Annotated in this window: 12 protein-coding genes; 6 read left to right on the forward strand and 6 right to left on the reverse strand. The window is 58.7% G+C overall.

The window, feature by feature from the left end; all coding sequences use genetic code 11:
* Positions 1 to 249: 249 nt before the first annotated feature.
* Positions 250 to 3,144, reverse strand: a complete 2,895-nt coding sequence (locus AC07O1_RS26090) for a ribonucleoside-diphosphate reductase subunit alpha (protein WP_495090675.1) — start codon at positions 3,142 to 3,144, stop codon at positions 250 to 252.
* Between the two features lie 736 nt (positions 3,145 to 3,880).
* Here AC07O1_RS26090 and AC07O1_RS26095 point away from each other — a divergent pair.
* Both AC07O1_RS26095 and AC07O1_RS26100 read left to right on the forward strand, forming a co-directional pair.
* Complete coding sequence (locus tag AC07O1_RS26095; RefSeq protein WP_495090676.1) at positions 3,881 to 4,606, forward strand: response regulator; 726 nt, start codon at positions 3,881 to 3,883, stop codon at positions 4,604 to 4,606.
* Positions 4,603 to 6,213 carry an ATP-binding protein gene (locus AC07O1_RS26100; protein WP_495090677.1) on the forward strand — a complete coding sequence of 537 codons (1,611 nt, stop codon included), beginning with the start codon at positions 4,603 to 4,605 and terminating at the stop codon, positions 6,211 to 6,213. The genes AC07O1_RS26095 and AC07O1_RS26100 overlap by 4 nt, the downstream gene beginning before the upstream one ends.
* A 158-nt stretch (positions 6,214 to 6,371) precedes the next feature.
* Here the strand turns inward: AC07O1_RS26100 and AC07O1_RS26105 are convergent, their stop codons facing one another.
* Both AC07O1_RS26105 and AC07O1_RS26110 read right to left on the reverse strand, forming a co-directional pair.
* A complete protein-coding gene (locus AC07O1_RS26105) occupies positions 6,372 to 7,097 on the reverse strand; it encodes a 4'-phosphopantetheinyl transferase family protein (protein ID WP_495090678.1) in 726 nt (241 codons plus the stop codon).
* 125 nt (positions 7,098 to 7,222) lie between these two features.
* Positions 7,223 to 8,014 carry a dienelactone hydrolase family protein gene (locus AC07O1_RS26110; RefSeq protein WP_495090679.1) on the reverse strand — a complete coding sequence of 264 codons (792 nt, stop codon included), beginning with the start codon at positions 8,012 to 8,014 and terminating at the stop codon, positions 7,223 to 7,225.
* Positions 8,015 to 8,220: 206 nt separating this feature from the next.
* Here AC07O1_RS26110 and AC07O1_RS26115 point away from each other — a divergent pair, with 206 nt between their 5' ends.
* On the forward strand, positions 8,221 to 8,898 hold the full coding sequence (locus AC07O1_RS26115; protein WP_495090680.1) for a response regulator: 678 nt from the start codon (positions 8,221 to 8,223) through the stop codon (positions 8,896 to 8,898).
* Positions 8,895 to 10,241 (forward strand): ATP-binding protein, encoded by a 1,347-nt coding sequence (locus AC07O1_RS26120; RefSeq protein WP_494993668.1) that lies wholly within the window; start codon positions 8,895 to 8,897, stop codon positions 10,239 to 10,241. Before AC07O1_RS26115 ends, AC07O1_RS26120 begins: the two co-directional genes overlap by 4 nt.
* A gap of 46 nt (positions 10,242 to 10,287) precedes the next feature.
* Here AC07O1_RS26120 and AC07O1_RS26125 read toward each other — a convergent pair whose 3' ends face one another.
* Positions 10,288 to 11,286 (reverse strand): AraC family transcriptional regulator, encoded by a 999-nt coding sequence (locus AC07O1_RS26125; protein WP_495090681.1) that lies wholly within the window; start codon positions 11,284 to 11,286, stop codon positions 10,288 to 10,290.
* A gap of 335 nt (positions 11,287 to 11,621) precedes the next feature.
* On the opposite strand from AC07O1_RS26125, the gene AC07O1_RS26130 reads away from it, so the two are divergent.
* Both AC07O1_RS26130 and AC07O1_RS26135 read left to right on the forward strand, forming a co-directional pair.
* The gene (locus tag AC07O1_RS26130) at positions 11,622 to 12,968 is read left to right on the forward strand and encodes a dicarboxylate/amino acid:cation symporter (protein ID WP_495090682.1); all 1,347 of its coding nucleotides are present in this window, start codon (positions 11,622 to 11,624) and stop codon (positions 12,966 to 12,968) included.
* A 150-nt stretch (positions 12,969 to 13,118) separates the two neighbouring features.
* Complete coding sequence (locus tag AC07O1_RS26135) at positions 13,119 to 14,300, forward strand: CaiB/BaiF CoA transferase family protein (RefSeq protein ID WP_495090683.1); 1,182 nt, start codon at positions 13,119 to 13,121, stop codon at positions 14,298 to 14,300.
* Positions 14,301 to 14,356: 56 nt separating this feature from the next.
* Here AC07O1_RS26135 and AC07O1_RS26140 read toward each other — a convergent pair whose 3' ends face one another.
* Together AC07O1_RS26140 and AC07O1_RS26145 are read right to left on the reverse strand one after the other, a co-directional pair.
* Positions 14,357 to 14,851 carry a SprT family zinc-dependent metalloprotease gene (locus AC07O1_RS26140; protein WP_494993672.1) on the reverse strand — a complete coding sequence of 165 codons (495 nt, stop codon included), beginning with the start codon at positions 14,849 to 14,851 and terminating at the stop codon, positions 14,357 to 14,359.
* Between the two features lie 161 nt (positions 14,852 to 15,012).
* On the reverse strand, positions 15,013 to 15,615 hold the full coding sequence (locus AC07O1_RS26145) for a Yip1 family protein (protein ID WP_494993673.1): 603 nt from the start codon (positions 15,613 to 15,615) through the stop codon (positions 15,013 to 15,015).
* Positions 15,616 to 15,667 lie beyond the last annotated feature (52 nt).

The raw sequence follows: 15,667 nt of genomic DNA on the forward strand, positions 1-15,667 counted from the left end.
ATGAACGTCGCGTAAGGCGAGTTCAGCGTCATCGAGCGTTAGGGTGAAACAGGTGTAAACCTATTTCAGGACTAGACATGATGATCGTGCAGTGTCTGGTCTGGCGTCATCGCGCCGGCTCTCGACAGTGCTGCGGAAAGTGGGAGTAATCAACGTTCCACTTTTATCCAGGCAAAAGAAAACCCCCGATAAATCCGGAGGATCTATCGGGGGTTCAGACAAGCGCCTTGCAGCGCTTATCGGCTCAGCTTATTGGCAAGCTTCGCAATCCGGCTCGTCGATAGCGCAGGCTTTTGGCACTGGCGCGGGACCGGCAGGAGCTGCCAGTACCGAATCGTCACCGTGGTTGCCGCCGCTGGAAACAGCGTTCAGCTTGCTGGTGCTGATGGTCGACTTCTCGGTACTGGTCGCGGCCAGGGCACGGAGGTAGTAAGTGGTTTTCAGGCCACGGTACCAAGCCATACGGTAGGTCACGTCAAGTTTCTTGCCCGATGCGCCGGCGATGTACAGGTTCAGCGACTGAGCCTGGTCGATCCACTTCTGACGGCGGCTGGCGGCGTCGACGATCCACTTGGTATCCACTTCGAAAGCAGTCGCGTAGAGCTCTTTGAGTTCTTGCGGGATGCGTTCGATCTGCTGCACGGAACCGTCGTAGTACTTCAGGTCGTTGATCATGACCGAGTCCCACAGGCCGCGGGCTTTCAGGTCGCGAACCAGGTACGGGTTGATCACGGTGAATTCGCCCGAGAGGTTCGATTTCACGTACAGGTTCTGGTAGGTCGGTTCGATCGACTGCGATACGCCGGTGATGTTGGCGATGGTAGCGGTCGGTGCGATGGCCATGATGTTGGAGTTACGAATACCTTTCTGTACGCGGGCACGGACCGGTGCCCAGTCCAGGGTTTCGTTCAGGTCGACATCAATGTACTTCTGGCCGCGTTGTTCGATCAGGATCTGTTGCGAATCCAGTGGCAGGATGCCTTTGGACCACAGCGAACCCTGGAACGTCTCGTAGGCGCCGCGCTCATCAGCCAGGTCGCAAGAAGCCTGGATCGCGTAGTAGCTGACGGCTTCCATCGACTTGTCGGCGAACTCGACGGCTGCAGTGGAGCCGTACGGAATGTGCTGCAGGTACAGCGCGTCCTGAAAGCCCATGATGCCCAGACCGACCGGACGGTGCTTGAAGTTGGAGTTCTTCGCTTGTGGCACCGAGTAGTAGTTGATGTCGATCACGTTATCGAGCATCCGCACGGCGGTGTTCACGGTGCGTTGCAGCTTGGCGGTGTCCAGCTTGCCGTCAGTGATGTGGTTCGGCAGGTTGATCGACCCCAGGTTGCAAACAGCGATCTCGTCCTTGTTGGTGTTCAAGGTGATTTCGGTGCACAGGTTCGAGCTGTGAACCACGCCAACGTGCTGCTGTGGGCTGCGCAGGTTGCATGGGTCTTTGAACGTCAGCCATGGGTGGCCGGTTTCGAAGAGCATGGAGAGCATTTTGCGCCACAGGTCTTTGGCCTGGATGGTCTTGAACAGTTTGATCTTGCCCGGGTACTGGGACAGGGCTTCGTAGTACTCGTAACGCTCTTCGAAGGCCTTGCCGGTCAGGTCGTGCAGATCCGGTACTTCGGACGGCGAGAACAGGGTCCACGGACCGTCATCGAAGACGCGCTTCATGAACAGGTCAGGGATCCAGTTGGCGGTGTTCATGTCGTGGGTACGACGACGATCATCACCGGTGTTCTTGCGCAGCTCGATGAACTCCTCGATGTCCATGTGCCAGGTTTCCAGGTAGGCACAGACAGCGCCTTTGCGCTTGCCACCCTGGTTCACGGCCACTGCGGTGTCGTTCACCACTTTCAGGAACGGTACGACACCCTGGGACTTGCCATTGGTGCCCTTGATGTAAGAGCCCAGCGCGCGAACCGGAGTCCAGTCGTTGCCCAGACCGCCAGCGAATTTCGACAGCATGGCGTTGTCATGAATGGCGTGGTAGATGCCCGACAGGTCATCCGGCACGGTGGTCAGATAGCAGCTCGACAGCTGTGGACGCAGGGTCCCGGCGTTGAACAGGGTAGGTGTCGAGGACATGTAGTCGAAGGACGACAACAGGTTGTAGAACTCGATGGCGCGGTCTTCTTTGTTCTTCTCTTCGATCGCCAGGCCCATGGCCACGCGCATGAAGAAGATCTGCGGCAGTTCGAACCGGATACCGTCCTTGTGGATGAAGTAACGGTCGTACAGGGTTTGCAGGCCCAGGTAGGTGAACTGCTGATCACGCTCGTGGTTGATCGCCTTGCCGAGCTTTTCCAGGTCGAAGGTGGCCAGAACCGGGTTCAGCAATTCGAACTCGATACCCTTGGCGATGTACGCCGGCAGCGCCTTGGCATACAGATCGACCATTTCGTGATGGGTGGCGCTTTCGGCAACTTCGAGGAAGCTCAGGCCTTCGGCACGCAGGGTGTCCATCAGCAGGCGAGCGGTCACGAAGGAGTAGTTCGGCTCACGCTCAACCAGAGTACGTGCGGTCATCACCAGAGCAGTGTTGACGTCTTTGAGCGCCACGCCGTCGTAGAGGTTCTTCAGGGTTTCGCGCTGGATCAGATCACCGTCGACTTCTTCCAGGCCTTCACAGGCCTCGGTCACGATAGTGTTCAGACGACCCATGTCGAGCGGCGCAAGGCTGCCATCGGCGCGGGTGATGCGGATCGATGGATGGGCTTGTACCGGCTCCTCGGTGGTGGAGCGGGTGGCGCGCTCTTTGGAGCGGGCATCACGGTAGATCACGTAGTCGCGAGCGACTTTCTGCTCGCCGGCACGCATCAGGGCCAGTTCGACCTGGTCCTGGATTTCTTCGATATGGATAGTGCCGCCCGATGGCATGCGACGCTTGAAGGTCGCGGTGACTTGTTCGGTCAGGCGGGCAACGGTGTCGTGGATTCGCGACGAGGCAGCGGCGGTGCCGCCTTCAACTGCGAGGAACGCTTTGGTGATGGCGACGGTGATTTTGTCATCGGTGTAAGGAACGACAGTGCCGTTACGCTTGATCACGCGCAGTTGGCCAGGCGCCGTGGCGGACAGATCCAGATTTGAATCAGTGGCCTGCGGCGCGGTGCCCTGCGGGTTCTCGCGAGTTGTGTCGGTTTGCATGGGTGTCTCCACGTTCTCTATGTTTGTTTGGGCACCGTCACGGTGCCCACCGTTCTGTCCTGAAGCACTACAACCGACAAGCGTCGGGCATAACGACTTCGGGACAGTAGGAAGGAGCTCTTTCGGGCGTCGCTTCCATGCCGAAGTCTTTGGTTTGCAGCCACAGGGCTCAAAACCGAATTCCTGATGGGTGACAGTATTTGTACTGCAACACCCGTACCGTTTTCGCGGCCAGAGGCTGGAAAACAGCTGCCATCCGCACACGCGGTTTGGTCTTCTGAAAAAGTGTTTAGTTCAACCAAGCAGGAGCAAGAAAAGCTCTTGAGTTTCTTGTCTGATTTGTGTTTGGTTTTTTGTGTGAAACCCTACATGTAGGGTTTTTTTGTCGTTGGGCTACAAGATAATGCGTTTTGGGGGGCGATTGCAACGTGCTACCTGTGGATAAAGCTGTGCGTAAATTGTGTATGAAACCGCCAAACGCAGTGTAGGCCGCGACAGCACTGGAGTAGACCGTTTGTCACTGAATTTTGCCGTTGAAAACAGCCTTGGACGGATTTTTGCGGGCGCGAACCCTATCACAAAATAACGCAGTTACCGAGCGCATTTACCTGCTTGTATTTTCAAGGGGAGCCGTTGCTACAATCGCCCCATCTATATGCAATCTTATCCACCCAAATCATTACAAAAAGACGGGTGGATCCTTCCTGAATATGGTTTTGCCAAGAAGAGGTCACCCGTGGAGCAAGAAGCCTGGCAGGTATTGATTGTCGAGGATGACCAGCGTCTGGCTGAGTTGACCCGCGAGTACCTGGAGAGCAACGGTCTGCGGGTTGCTATCGAAGGTAACGGTGCGCTGGCCGCGGCTCGGATCATTGCCGAGCAACCGGACCTGGTGATCCTTGATCTGATGCTCCCTGGCGAAGACGGCTTGAGCATCTGTCGCAACGTGCGTGATCGTTATGACGGGCCGATCCTGATGCTGACCGCGCGTACCGACGACATGGATCAGGTGTTGGGCCTGGACATGGGCGCCGATGACTACGTCTGCAAACCGGTACGCCCGCGCTTGTTGCTGGCACGGATCCAGGCTTTGCTGCGCCGCAGTGAGCCGCCTGAAACGGTGGCTCCTGAAAAGCTCAGGCGTCTGCAGTTCGGCCCGCTGGTGGTGGACAACGCACTACGCGAAGCCTGGCTGCATGACAACGGCATCGAGCTGACCAGTGCCGAGTTCGATCTGCTGTGGTTGTTGGTGGCCAATGCCGGGCGGATTCTTTCCCGCGAAGAGATTTTCACCGCGCTGCGGGGCATCGGTTACGACGGTCAGGATCGCTCCATTGATGTGCGGATCTCGCGCATCCGTCCGAAGATCGGTGATGACCCGATTCATCCGCGGCTGATCAAGACCATTCGCAGCAAAGGTTATCTGTTCGTCCCCGAAGCTTGCGTAGACATAGTGCTGTGAACTCGATTTTCCTGCGTATCTACGGCGGCATGTGCGCAGCGCTGATTCTGGTCGCGGTGCTTGGCGTACTGGCCTTGCACCTGCTCAATCAGGTGCGCAGTGAGCAATACCGCGAGCGCCTGGCTCACGGTACGTTTTCGTTGATGGCCGACAACCTGCAACCGATGAGCGAGATCGAGCGGCAACGGGCGTTGGTGGTGTGGGAGCGTTTGTTGGGGATTCCTCTGGCCTTGCAGACCTTCACTCAAACCAGCCTTGACCTGAGCCAGCGCAATCGCGTGCAGCGAGGTCAGGTGCTGGTGGAACAGACCGGCCCGCACGCGGCGAAGGTCTATCGATTGGTCAGCGATAAAGAGCAACTGCTGCTGACCGGTGAAGTAAAGCAAATCAGTGAGCAACTGGCGCGGGCAACGATTTACCTGTTGGCCGATGAGCTGGTGCGTTACCCGGTCGCCGAGCAACCGCAGCGCCTGGCGGCGCTGAAGGCAGACAAGGGCTTTGGCTTTGAGCTGCAACTGGTCACCCTCGATCAGGCAGATATGGATGAGGACCAGAGTCGCCGGGTCGCCGAAGGCGATACGGTGATGGCGCTGGGCAAGGGGGGCGATTCGATCCGGGTGTTTGCCGGAATGGTCGGGACGCCTTGGGTGTTGGAAATCGGTCCGCTGTATCAGATGAACCCTTATCCACCTGAATGGCTGGTGTTGATTGCTGCGCTTGGCTTGAGCCTGATCGGTTTGATTGTGTATTTGCTGGTGCGGCAACTGGAACGGCGTTTGAGCGGTCTGGAATCGGCTGCGACGCGGATCGCCAAGGGCAGCCTGGAAACCCGGGTGCCGGCTCGCGGTGCCGACTCGATCGGGCGTCTGGCGGCCGCATTCAATGGCATGGCCGAGCACTTGCAGCGCCTGTTGGCGATTCAGCGCGAGCTGGTGCGGGCCGTGTCTCATGAGTTGCGCACACCGGTGGCGCGTTTGCGTTTTGGTCTGGAGATGATCGGTGCTGCCACCACACCGCAAGCGCGGGAGAAGTACAGGGTGGGCATGGACAACGATATCCAGGACCTCGATCGGCTGGTGGACGAAATGCTCACCTACGCACGCCTGGAGCAAGGCTCGCCGGCACTGAATTTCCAGCGGGTCGATCTGGATGCCTTGGTCAATCAGGTCATCAGCGAGTTGGCGCCTTTGCGAGCTGAGGTCAAGGTCCAGCGGGGCATTTGTCTGTCGGCCAACGACTGTGATGACGCCTGGGTCGAGGCCGAGCCACGCTACTTGCATCGAGCGTTGCAAAATCTGCTGAGCAACGCCATGCGTCACGCCGAGTCGCAGGTGTTCATCAGCTATCAGGTCGGCCAGCAGCGTTGTCGGGTGGATGTCGAGGACGATGGTCCCGGGGTTCCGGAAACCGCCTGGGAAAGAATCTTCACGCCGTTCCTGCGCCTGGACGATAGTCGCACCCGCGCCTCTGGTGGGCATGGCCTGGGGTTGTCGATCGTGCGGCGGATCATTCACTGGCACGACGGCCGGGCGCTGATCAGCAAGAGCAAGAGTCTGGGTGGGGCGTGTTTCAGCCTGAGCTGGCCACGGCATCAGGAGAAGCATTGAGGCGGGTCCCTGGCTTATCTATTGGCTGTTAGATCGCCATCGCGAGCAAGCTCGGCTCCTACAGGGCATATAGGTTGTGCCCATATCCCGCGACCAACACAAATCCTGTAGGAGTCGAGCTTGCTCGCGATGGCGGCCTGACAGACACTAAAAATCTCTCAGGCCTCGATGCTGACCAGACTCAGCAGCTGCCCATCCCCTGCACAATACTGCGCATCAAGCTCACTGCCGTTGCGCCATTCGCTGGAGAGGTCAGTCAGCAGGCGCAGACGGGCATGCCCGTTGTCGTCCCATTCAAGCACCTCGGCATGCTCGAAATAGAAGCGTTGCTGGACGATCGGGTAGAGCGCCTTGAACAGGCTTTCTTTCAGCGAGAACGTCAGGGTCACTAACAGGGCGATCTGTTCCTGAGGGGCGCTGGCCATGCGTTGCAACTCGGGCGGGGTGAGGATTTCTCCGGCCAGTCGCTGGGCGCGCTCTGTATTGAGCAGGTTTTCCAGGTCCATCCCCAATCCGCGCCAATGTTCCTTATGCGCAACAATGGCTGCAGCCCGGCCGGTGCTGTGGGTGATCGAACCGCAGATGTGCGCCGGCCACACCGGTGCGCGATCCTCACCGATGGCCGGGATGCAGTCGAGTCCTTCAAGCTGCTGCAAGGCGGCCCGGGCGCAGAGGCGTCCGGCAAGAAATTCGGTTTGGCGCTTGGCCACTGAACGCTGAATACTCGCGGGCGGTTCGATAGCGCAGCGCTGGAAATCATCAGGCGCCAACTGTGACGGATCGAAGTGAGTACCGAGCAGCACTGTGTGCGGCAGAACGACAGGCAACGGCCAGTGGGCATCGAGTGGAGTGCAACAGGCGGGAAGTGCAGGGGGCGGATTCATGTCGGGCATTTTGCCGGGTTGCGTTCAGGCTGGGTAGTAGCCTGATGCGATCCCTGTGGCGAGGGAGCTGGCTCCCTCGCCACAGTACTGATGCCTGGCTCGGAATTTTCTTGCTTGCGGGCATATCACCCAAAGATCTTCTTGAAGAAAGCCTGCATATCCGCCCATGAGTGTTCATCGGCGGCCTTGTTGTAGCCAATGTCCGGCCCGCCATGGTCGCCGTGACTCAGGCGATCGGCGTCCGGGTTGCTGAAACCGTGTTTGGCGCCTTCCAGGCTGACGAATTTATAGTCGGCGCCAGCCTTGTCCATTTCGGCCTTGAAGGCGCTGACGTTGTCTGGCGTGACCATGCTGTCACTGGCGCCGTGCTCAACCAGCAGTTTGGCCTTGACGCTACCGGCTGTGGCCGGGGTGTCAGTCATCAGCGCTCCGTGGAAACTCACCACACCGGCCAGTGGCACGCCCCGGCGTGCGGCATCCAGCACGATTTTGCCGCCGAAGCAGTAACCGATGGCGGCGAGTTTGTTCGGGTCGGTCTGCGGCTGCTTTTTCAATAAATCGAGCCCGGCATTGAAGCGGGCGCTGGCTGTCGCGTTGTCTTTCAATGCCGCCTGCATAAAGGCCTTGGCGTCGTTCGGATGCTCGGTATTTTTACCTTCGCCATACATGTCGATGGCCAACGCGCTGTACCCCAAAGCGGCGAGGTCACGGGCGCGGCGCTTGGCATAGTCGTTGAGCCCCCACCATTCATGAACCACGACGATGCCGGGGCGAGCGCCCTGAATGCTGTCGTCATAGGCGTAGTAGCCGATCAGCCGGGTGCCATCGGAGCCCTGATAGGGGATTTCCTGGGTCTTGATCGCCGCCTGGCTCAGCCCGCTCAAGGCCAATAATACGAAAGCAAGGAACACGCGCATGGTCAGTTCTCCTTTGAAAGACGTCCAGACAGCGTAGTCGATTTGGTTCAGCTCAGGTTCAGAGAACGTTCAGGGGGAGTTCAGGGGCAGGTGGTTAACCTTGCAGCAGTTTTCGCAGAACACTTCAGCTGAACTGGGTTACCGTTATAAGCGATCAGGGCGCGACGAAGTGCCCTTGGAGAGTCGATTTTGCCTGGAAGAGCTTTATGAAACTGCTGGTTGTCGAAGATGAGGCGCTGCTGCGTCATCATTTGCAAACCCGACTCACGGACAGTGGTCATGTGGTCGAGGCGGTGGCCAATGCCGAGGAGGCACTGTACCAGACCGAGCAGTTCAACCATGACCTGGCGGTGATCGATCTCGGCCTGCCGGGCATGGGCGGTCTTGATCTGATCCGCCAGTTGCGCTTGCAAGGCAAGACGTTTCCGATCCTGATCCTTACTGCCCGCGGTAACTGGCAGGACAAAGTAGAAGGGCTGGCCGCTGGCGCCGACGACTATGTGGTCAAGCCGTTCCAGTTCGAAGAGCTGGATGCGCGGTTGAATGCGCTGTTGCGCCGCTCGAGCGGGTTTACCCAGGCGACTATCATCGCCGGGCCCTTGTTGCTTGATCTGAATCGCAAACAAGCTTCCCTCGATGAACAGCCGCTGGCCTTGACTGCCTATGAGTACCGGATCCTCGAGTATCTGATGCGTCATCATCAACAGGTGGTGGCCAAGGACCGCCTGATGGAGCAGCTCTATCCGGATGACGAGGAGCGTGATCCGAACGTGATCGAAGTCTTGGTCGGGCGCTTGCGACGTAAACTGGAAGGGCCGGCCGGGTTCAAGCCGATCGATACCGTGCGCGGTCTGGGCTATCTGTTCAACGAGCGCTGCCGGTGATCCGTTCGCTACGCTTGCGCTTGATGCTGGCGGCGACGACCCTGGCCGTGCTGTTCATGCTGGCGCTGTTGCCGGCCATGCAGGGGGCGTTCAGCCTGGCATTGCAGGATTCCATCGAGCAGCGCCTGGCCTCGGATGTGACCACGCTGATTTCTGCGGCGCGGGTCGAAAACAATCGCCTGTTGATGCCGGAGCAGTTGCCGGATGAGCGTTTTAATCTCACCGACAGCCGTTTGCTCGGTTACATCTATGACCGCGAAGGGCATCTGGTCTGGCGCTCGAGAGCGACCAAGGAAGAAAACATCAACTACACGCCACGTTACGACGGGCGTGGCAGTAAGTTTGCGAGGATTCGTGAGGCCGATGGCCAGGAGTTCTTCGTCTATGACGTCGAGGTCAAATTGCTCGGCGGTAAAAATGCGGCGTTCAGTATTGTTGCCCTGCAACCGGTGCGTGAGTACCAGCTGACGCTGGAAGGGCTGCGGGAAAATCTCTATCTGGGTTTCGGTGCCGCGTTGTTGGTATTGTTGGCGCTGCTCTGGATTGGTTTGACCTGGGGTTTGCAGGCATTGCGGCGCTTGAGTCAGGAGCTGGACCAGATCGAGGGCGGGACCCTTGAAAGCCTCAGTGAAGAGCACCCTCGTGAGCTGCTGCGATTGACCGGTTCGCTGAACCGCTTGTTGCATAGCGAGCGCGAGCAGCGCAGTCGTTATCGGGATTCTCTGGATGACCTGGCCCACAGCTTGAAAACCCCGTTGGCGGTCTTGCAAGGGGTGAGTGAGGACATGGCTCAGCGACCGCAGGGGAGGGATCAGGCCAGGGTGCTGCAAACCCAGATCGAACGCATGAGCCAGCAGATCAGCTATCAATTGCAGCGCGCGAGCCTGCGTAAAAGTGGCCTGGTGCGCCATCAGGTCCGGCTACGGCCGGTGCTGCAAAGCCTTTGCGATACACTGGACAAGGTCTATCGCGACAAGCAGGTGCGGGTTTCCCTGGACCTGTCGCAGCATTGCTATGTGCCGATCGAGCAGGGCGCCTTGCTCGAGATGATGGGTAACCTTTTGGAGAACGCCTACCGTTTATGCCTGAGCGAGGTACGCATCAGCGTGCGGGAAGCCTTGAGCGGCATCGAGTTGTGCGTGGAAGATGACGGCCCCGGCGTACCGTCGGGCCAGCGCGCACGGATACTTCAGCGAGGAGAGCGCCTGGACATACAGCATCCGGGACAGGGTATCGGTCTGGCGGTGGTCAAGGACATCATCGAAAGCTACGGCGCGCGGCTGACGCTGGATGATTCGCCACTGGGCGGGGCGGCGTTCCGGATTCATTTTCCGGTGGTTTGAATGCACTTCACCTAGCAGATTGGCTGAATCCGTAAAGGTCGTGCGCTCAATTCTCCTGGGCGCGATAAGCCCCAGGCGTCAGACCGGTCCATTTCTTGAACGCCCGGTGAAAGGCCGAGGGCTCGGAAAAACCGAGTTGCTCGGCGATCTGTTGCAACGACAGATCGGCGCGTCCCAAGTGGTAAATCGCAATGTCGCGGCGCAGTTGGTCCTTCAACTCCTGAAAACTCGAGCCTTCCTCCCGCAAATGCCGGCGCAGGGTCTGTGGGCTGATGTGCAGGTGTTGAGCGACTGCTTCAAGATCGGGCCAGTGTGAGCTGTCACGGCTGAGCAGGCGCCGCAATTGGCTGCTCAAACTGTCACCGTCATCTGGCCGTGACAGCAGATCGGCTGGCGAGCGTTCAAGGAAATGTTTGAGCGTGCGTTCGTCTTGCAGCACAGGCATGCTCAGGTAGCGACTGTGGAATAGCAGGCTGCTGTCTGGTGTCGAGAACACCAGCGGGCAAGGGAACAGCAAGTCGTATTCGGCGCTGTGTTCGGGTTTGGGGTAGCTGAATGTGGCTTGCTCCAGGCGAATGCGCTGGCCTATCAGCCAACTGCCCAATCGATGCCAGATCACCAGCAAGCACTCGCAGAGGAAGTGGTCCGGGTCCCAAAACTGCGAATCGTCCAGGCTCAGGCGGGCCATTTCGCCCTCGCGGGTCAGGCTCAGACGCGGAGCCTCGGGGAATAGGCTATAAAATAATAAGCCGCGATTGAGTGCTTTTTCCAGGTTGCGGCAGTGAATCAACGCGTGGCACATCATGGCGAAGGTGCCGCGTTTACTGGGGCCATGGCCAAACCCCAGGTATTCGTCATCGAGCGCCTGCCAGAGCAATTGCAACAAGCCAGTGAATTGCTCGGGTGCGAGGCGTGCTTTGGGCTCCTCCAGCAACTCTGCGCCGATGCCCAGTTGTTGCAGCAAGCCCGAATAGTCAAAGCCCTGCCTGCGCGCTCCGCCGAGGGCGGCACGGGCGAAATGGCTGGCGATGGTACGTTCGCGCATAAGGGTAGGTCCGTCCATTGAGGGGGTGATGTTAGCCACGCCCCTGGCGATGGACAAGGCGGATATCCGCCAAATTGCAGGATGATGGCCGGTCGATGGGCGGATATCCGCCACTTTGGCCAGGAGGAATGTTCCGGTTAGCGCTGCTTACCGCTTATGCCTAAAGGCTTTCAGGGTTTTTTCGGCAAGGTGGCGCGGGCTTTGCAATAAGGGTGAGAGATCTGCCAGCGCGCAGCTCGACAAAACAAATCCCTCCAGTGCAGGAGGGTTCGCACTGTAGGTGTCGTGGGCGTCAGAGGGATGATTGCCGGGCGACATTCTTGAGGAACTTTGCAATGACGACTCGTCAGCCATTTTACAAATCCCTGTATCTGCAGGTGATCGTAGCCATCGCTATCGGTATTCTGATCGGCCATTTCTATCCTCAGACAGGCGTGGCGCTCAAGCCGCTGGGTGACGGGTTCATCAAACTGATCAAAATGATCATCGCGCCGATCATCTTCTGCACCGTTGTCAGCGGTATCGCTGGCATGCAGAACATGAAGTCGGTCGGCAAGACCGGCGGTTACGCGCTGCTGTACTTCGAAATTGTTTCCACCATCGCTTTGCTGGTGGGTCTGGTCGTGGTCAACATCGTCCAGCCGGGTGCCGGCATGCACATCGATGTGAGCACGCTGGATGCCTCCAAGGTCGCCGCCTATGTGGCTGCCGGTGCTGATCAAAGTGTCGTTGGCTTTCTCCTGAACGTCATTCCGACCACCATTGTCGGCGCATTCGCCACCGGCGATATCCTGCAGGTGCTGATGTTCTCGGTGATCTTCGGTTTCGCCCTGCATCGCCTGGGTTCCTACGGCAAGCCGTTGCTGGACTTCATCGATCGCTTCGCCCACGTGATGTTCAACATCATCAACATGATCATGAAGCTCGCACCAATCGGTGCCTTGGGCGCCATGGCCTTCACCATCGGTGCCTATGGCGTCGGTTCGCTGGTGCAACTGGGCCAGCTGATGCTCTGCTTCTACATCACCTGCGTAGTGTTCGTGCTGGTGGTGCTGGGCGGTATCGCTCGCGCTCACGGCTTCAGCGTGATCAAGGTGATCCGTTACATCCGTGAAGAACTGCTGATCGTACTTGGCACTTCCTCTTCGGAATCCGTGTTGCCGCGCATGCTGATCAAGATGGAGCGCCTGGGTGCGAAGAAATCGGTAGTGGGTCTGGTGATCCCGACCGGTTACTCGTTCAACCTCGACGGTACTGCGATCTACCTGACCATGGCCGCGGTGTTCATCGCTCAGGCGACCGACACGCACATGGACATTACTCATCAGATCACCTTGCTGGTGGTGCTGTTGTTGTCCTCCAAAGGCGCCGCTGGCGTGACCGGTAGCGGCTTCATTGTGTTGGCCGCCACCCTGTCCGCCGTTGGTCACCTGCCGGTTGCCGGTCTGGCACTGATCCTCGGTATCGATCGCTTCATGTCCGAAGCCCGTGCCCTGACCAACCTGGTGGGCAATGCTATTGCGACCCTGGTTGTGGCCAAGTGGGTCAAGGAGCTGGACGTAGACACGCTGCAAGTCGAATTGGCTTCCGGTGGTCGCGGCATTACCAACGTCCGTGACGAAGACGATCTGGTTGTGGCTGAAAGCCCAGCCACAACCCCGACCTCAACGTCCGTCAAGTAAGACCGTGTTGTAATGAAAAACCCGCTTCGGCGGGTTTTTTCATGGGCGCGGTTTGAGCGCAACGGTCAGTCCAGCTGATGCTTGCGGTGATTGCAGTGGGCTTGCCAGCTGCCTACTCTGGAGGTAGTCGATCTGGATTGTGGAGCGCTCATGCAAGGTCCTCTGGCATCACTCAAAGTACTGGATTTTTCCACCTTGCTGCCAGGGCCGTTCGCCTCGCTGTTGCTGGCGGACATGGGGGCCGAGGTATTGCGCATCGAGTCGCCGGCCCGCATGGATTTACTGCGCGTGCTGGCGCCCCATGATCAGGGCATTTCCGCCAGCCACGCCTACCTCAACCGCAATAAACGCAGCGTGGCGCTGGACCTCAAACAGCCCGCGGCGCTGGACGTGGTCAAGCAACTGGTGCAGGACTACGACATCGTTCTGGAGCAGTTTCGCCCAGGTGTCATGGAGCGTCTTGGGTTGGGTTATGAAGCCTTGAAGACGATCAATCCAAAGCTGATTTATGTCTCGATCACCGGCTATGGTCAAACCGGCCCGTACAAGGATCGCGCCGGTCATGACATCAACTACCTGGCCCTGGCCGGGCTCGCCAGTTACACCGGGCGTCAGGACAGCGGGCCGTTGCCGTTGGGGATTCAGGTGGCGGACATTGCCGGTGGGTCGCTGCATGGGGTGATTGGTCTGCTGGCGGCAGTGATTGCCCGTCAGCACAGCGGGCTGGGTCAGCACTTGGACGTGAGCATGACCGACTGCGCCTTCAGTCTTAACGCCATGGCCGGTGCTGGCTATCTGGCCTGCGGTGTCGAGCCCGAATGGGAAAACCAGATGCTCAACGGCGGCAGCTTTTACGACTATTACCGCACTCGTGATGGCCGCTGGCTGTCGGTGGGCAGTCTTGAACCTGCATTCATGCGGCAGCTCTGCGCGGCGCTGGGGCGCCCGGAACTGGTGGCACAGGGTTTGTCGCCCGAGCCCGAACAGCAGCAGGCGCTCAAGCTGGAGTTGCAGATTGAGTTCGAGAAACATGCCTTTACCGAGTTGTGCGAGTTGTTCGCAGGTGTCGATGCCTGTGTCGAGCCGGTGCTCAGCCTGGCCGAGGCCTTCGAGCATCCCCAGTTGAAAGCGCGGGAACTGGTCAGCCAGGTGCCTCGGGTCGATGGCAGTACGCAGTCGCAGATGGCCTGTCCGTTGAAGTTTTCAGATGGATTACCCGAGCCTCGGCATATTGGTGCGCAGTTGGGCGCGCATACCGATGAGGTTTTGAGGGAGTTGGGGTATAGCGTTCAGGAGATTGAAGAGCTGCGTAGTGCCAGGGTGATTGGTTAGCGCCCTCGCGCTGAGGCCGGTGGAGCTATTAGAGAGAGGGTGAGAAGTCGACAGCTTCACTCCACCCGCATTTCCCCACTGAACACCAGTGTATGCCGGCACCTGCGGCACAGATAACGCCGGCCCTGTTTGACCAGGCTGTGGCGTTGGGCCGAGAACGGGAAGTCGCTGTCAGCGCAAGGACAGCGGTAGATGTAACGGGTCACGTTGCGGCGCTTGATCGCGTAGGTGTGGCAGCGGTTGGGCGGCAACTCGTACACACCGCGCATGATCAATTGCCACTCTTCGCCATGGGGCTGGATGCGCTCGCCGAACAGCTGATGGGCGATCAGGTGCGCGACTTCGTGGGCCACGGTCTGCTTGAGGAAGTCTTCGCTGTTTTCCCGGTACAGTTGCGGGTTGAAACGCAGCAGATTTTCGTGCAAATGCGCGACGCCGGCTTTCTGGCCGCGCAACTTGAGGCTGACCGCGGGGCGTTTGAAAGGTCGTTTGAAAAAGGATTCGGCTTGTTGGAAGCAGTGTTCGACGCGGGTATTGAGTTGCTCGGGCATGCTGTACGGATCTCCAGAGGTGCCGAGTATGCCGCAAACCACGCGCATTCCGAATCGCTCAGGCGCCGAATGGTCAGCGTATCAATAGAAGGCCGCCTTGCGGCGGCCTGTTGTGTTGGCAGAATTCTATTTTTTTTTTGTGACGATGTCAGTTGCCCGCGTCAGTTGGTATAGACCGGACCAACGCCCAGGCCCCAGACAATCACGGTGAAAGCCATGATCGCGACCAGCACGACCAGCCCTACGGCCAGCACCGAGCTTGAGAAGAGAAAACCCTCATCCGATGGAATGTTCATGAAGGTCGGCAAGCCCACATACAGCAGATACACCGTGTAGCAAATGGCCGCAGTACCGACGAACATTCCCAGCCACATGTGCGGGTACAGCGCCGCAAGACCTCCGACAAACAGCGGCGTAGCGGTGTAGGTGGCAAACGCGACGCAACGGGCCAGACTCGGACTGGCATCATAGGTACGCGCCATCCAGTGAACGAAGGCGCCCATCACGGCCACGCCGCCGAGCATGGCCAGATAGGACATGATCGTCATCCACAGTGCACTTTCCTGAGTGAGCATGACTGGAGCGCGGCTACCGATGACCCAGCCGACACGAGTGGTACCGATAAAGGCTGAAATCGCTGGAATCGCTGCGAGAATCAGCGTGTGGGTGAGGTACATGTGGCTGATGCTTTCCTCTGCATCGCCACGGATTTCTCGCCATTCTTGATCAGGGTGGGTGAAGAGCCCCACAACGTGATGGATCATGCCATTCACTCCTTTTGCTATTACCATCGCCCCCCAAACGGAGCGCCTACGG

The organism is Pseudomonas sp. GW821-FHT07G10 (assembly GCF_059418545.1).

What these genes read in the sequence shown, in the direction of transcription:
- AC07O1_RS26090 (WP_495090675.1), bottom strand. Translation starts at nt 3,144, where the DNA reads ATGCAAACCGACACAACTCGCGAGAACCCGCAGGGCACCGCGCCGCAG.
- AC07O1_RS26105 (WP_495090678.1), bottom strand. Translation starts at nt 7,097, where the DNA reads ATGAATCCGCCCCCTGCACTTCCCGCCTGTTGCACTCCACTCGATGCC.
- AC07O1_RS26110 (WP_495090679.1), bottom strand. Translation starts at nt 8,014, where the DNA reads ATGCGCGTGTTCCTTGCTTTCGTATTATTGGCCTTGAGCGGGCTGAGC.
- AC07O1_RS26115 (WP_495090680.1), top strand. Translation starts at nt 8,221, where the DNA reads ATGAAACTGCTGGTTGTCGAAGATGAGGCGCTGCTGCGTCATCATTTG.
- AC07O1_RS26125 (WP_495090681.1), bottom strand. Translation starts at nt 11,286, where the DNA reads ATGCGCGAACGTACCATCGCCAGCCATTTCGCCCGTGCCGCCCTCGGC.
- AC07O1_RS26130 (WP_495090682.1), top strand. Translation starts at nt 11,622, where the DNA reads ATGACGACTCGTCAGCCATTTTACAAATCCCTGTATCTGCAGGTGATC.
- AC07O1_RS26135 (WP_495090683.1), top strand. Translation starts at nt 13,119, where the DNA reads ATGCAAGGTCCTCTGGCATCACTCAAAGTACTGGATTTTTCCACCTTG.
- AC07O1_RS26140 (WP_494993672.1), bottom strand. Translation starts at nt 14,851, where the DNA reads ATGCCCGAGCAACTCAATACCCGCGTCGAACACTGCTTCCAACAAGCC.
- AC07O1_RS26145 (WP_494993673.1), bottom strand. Translation starts at nt 15,615, where the DNA reads ATGATCCATCACGTTGTGGGGCTCTTCACCCACCCTGATCAAGAATGG.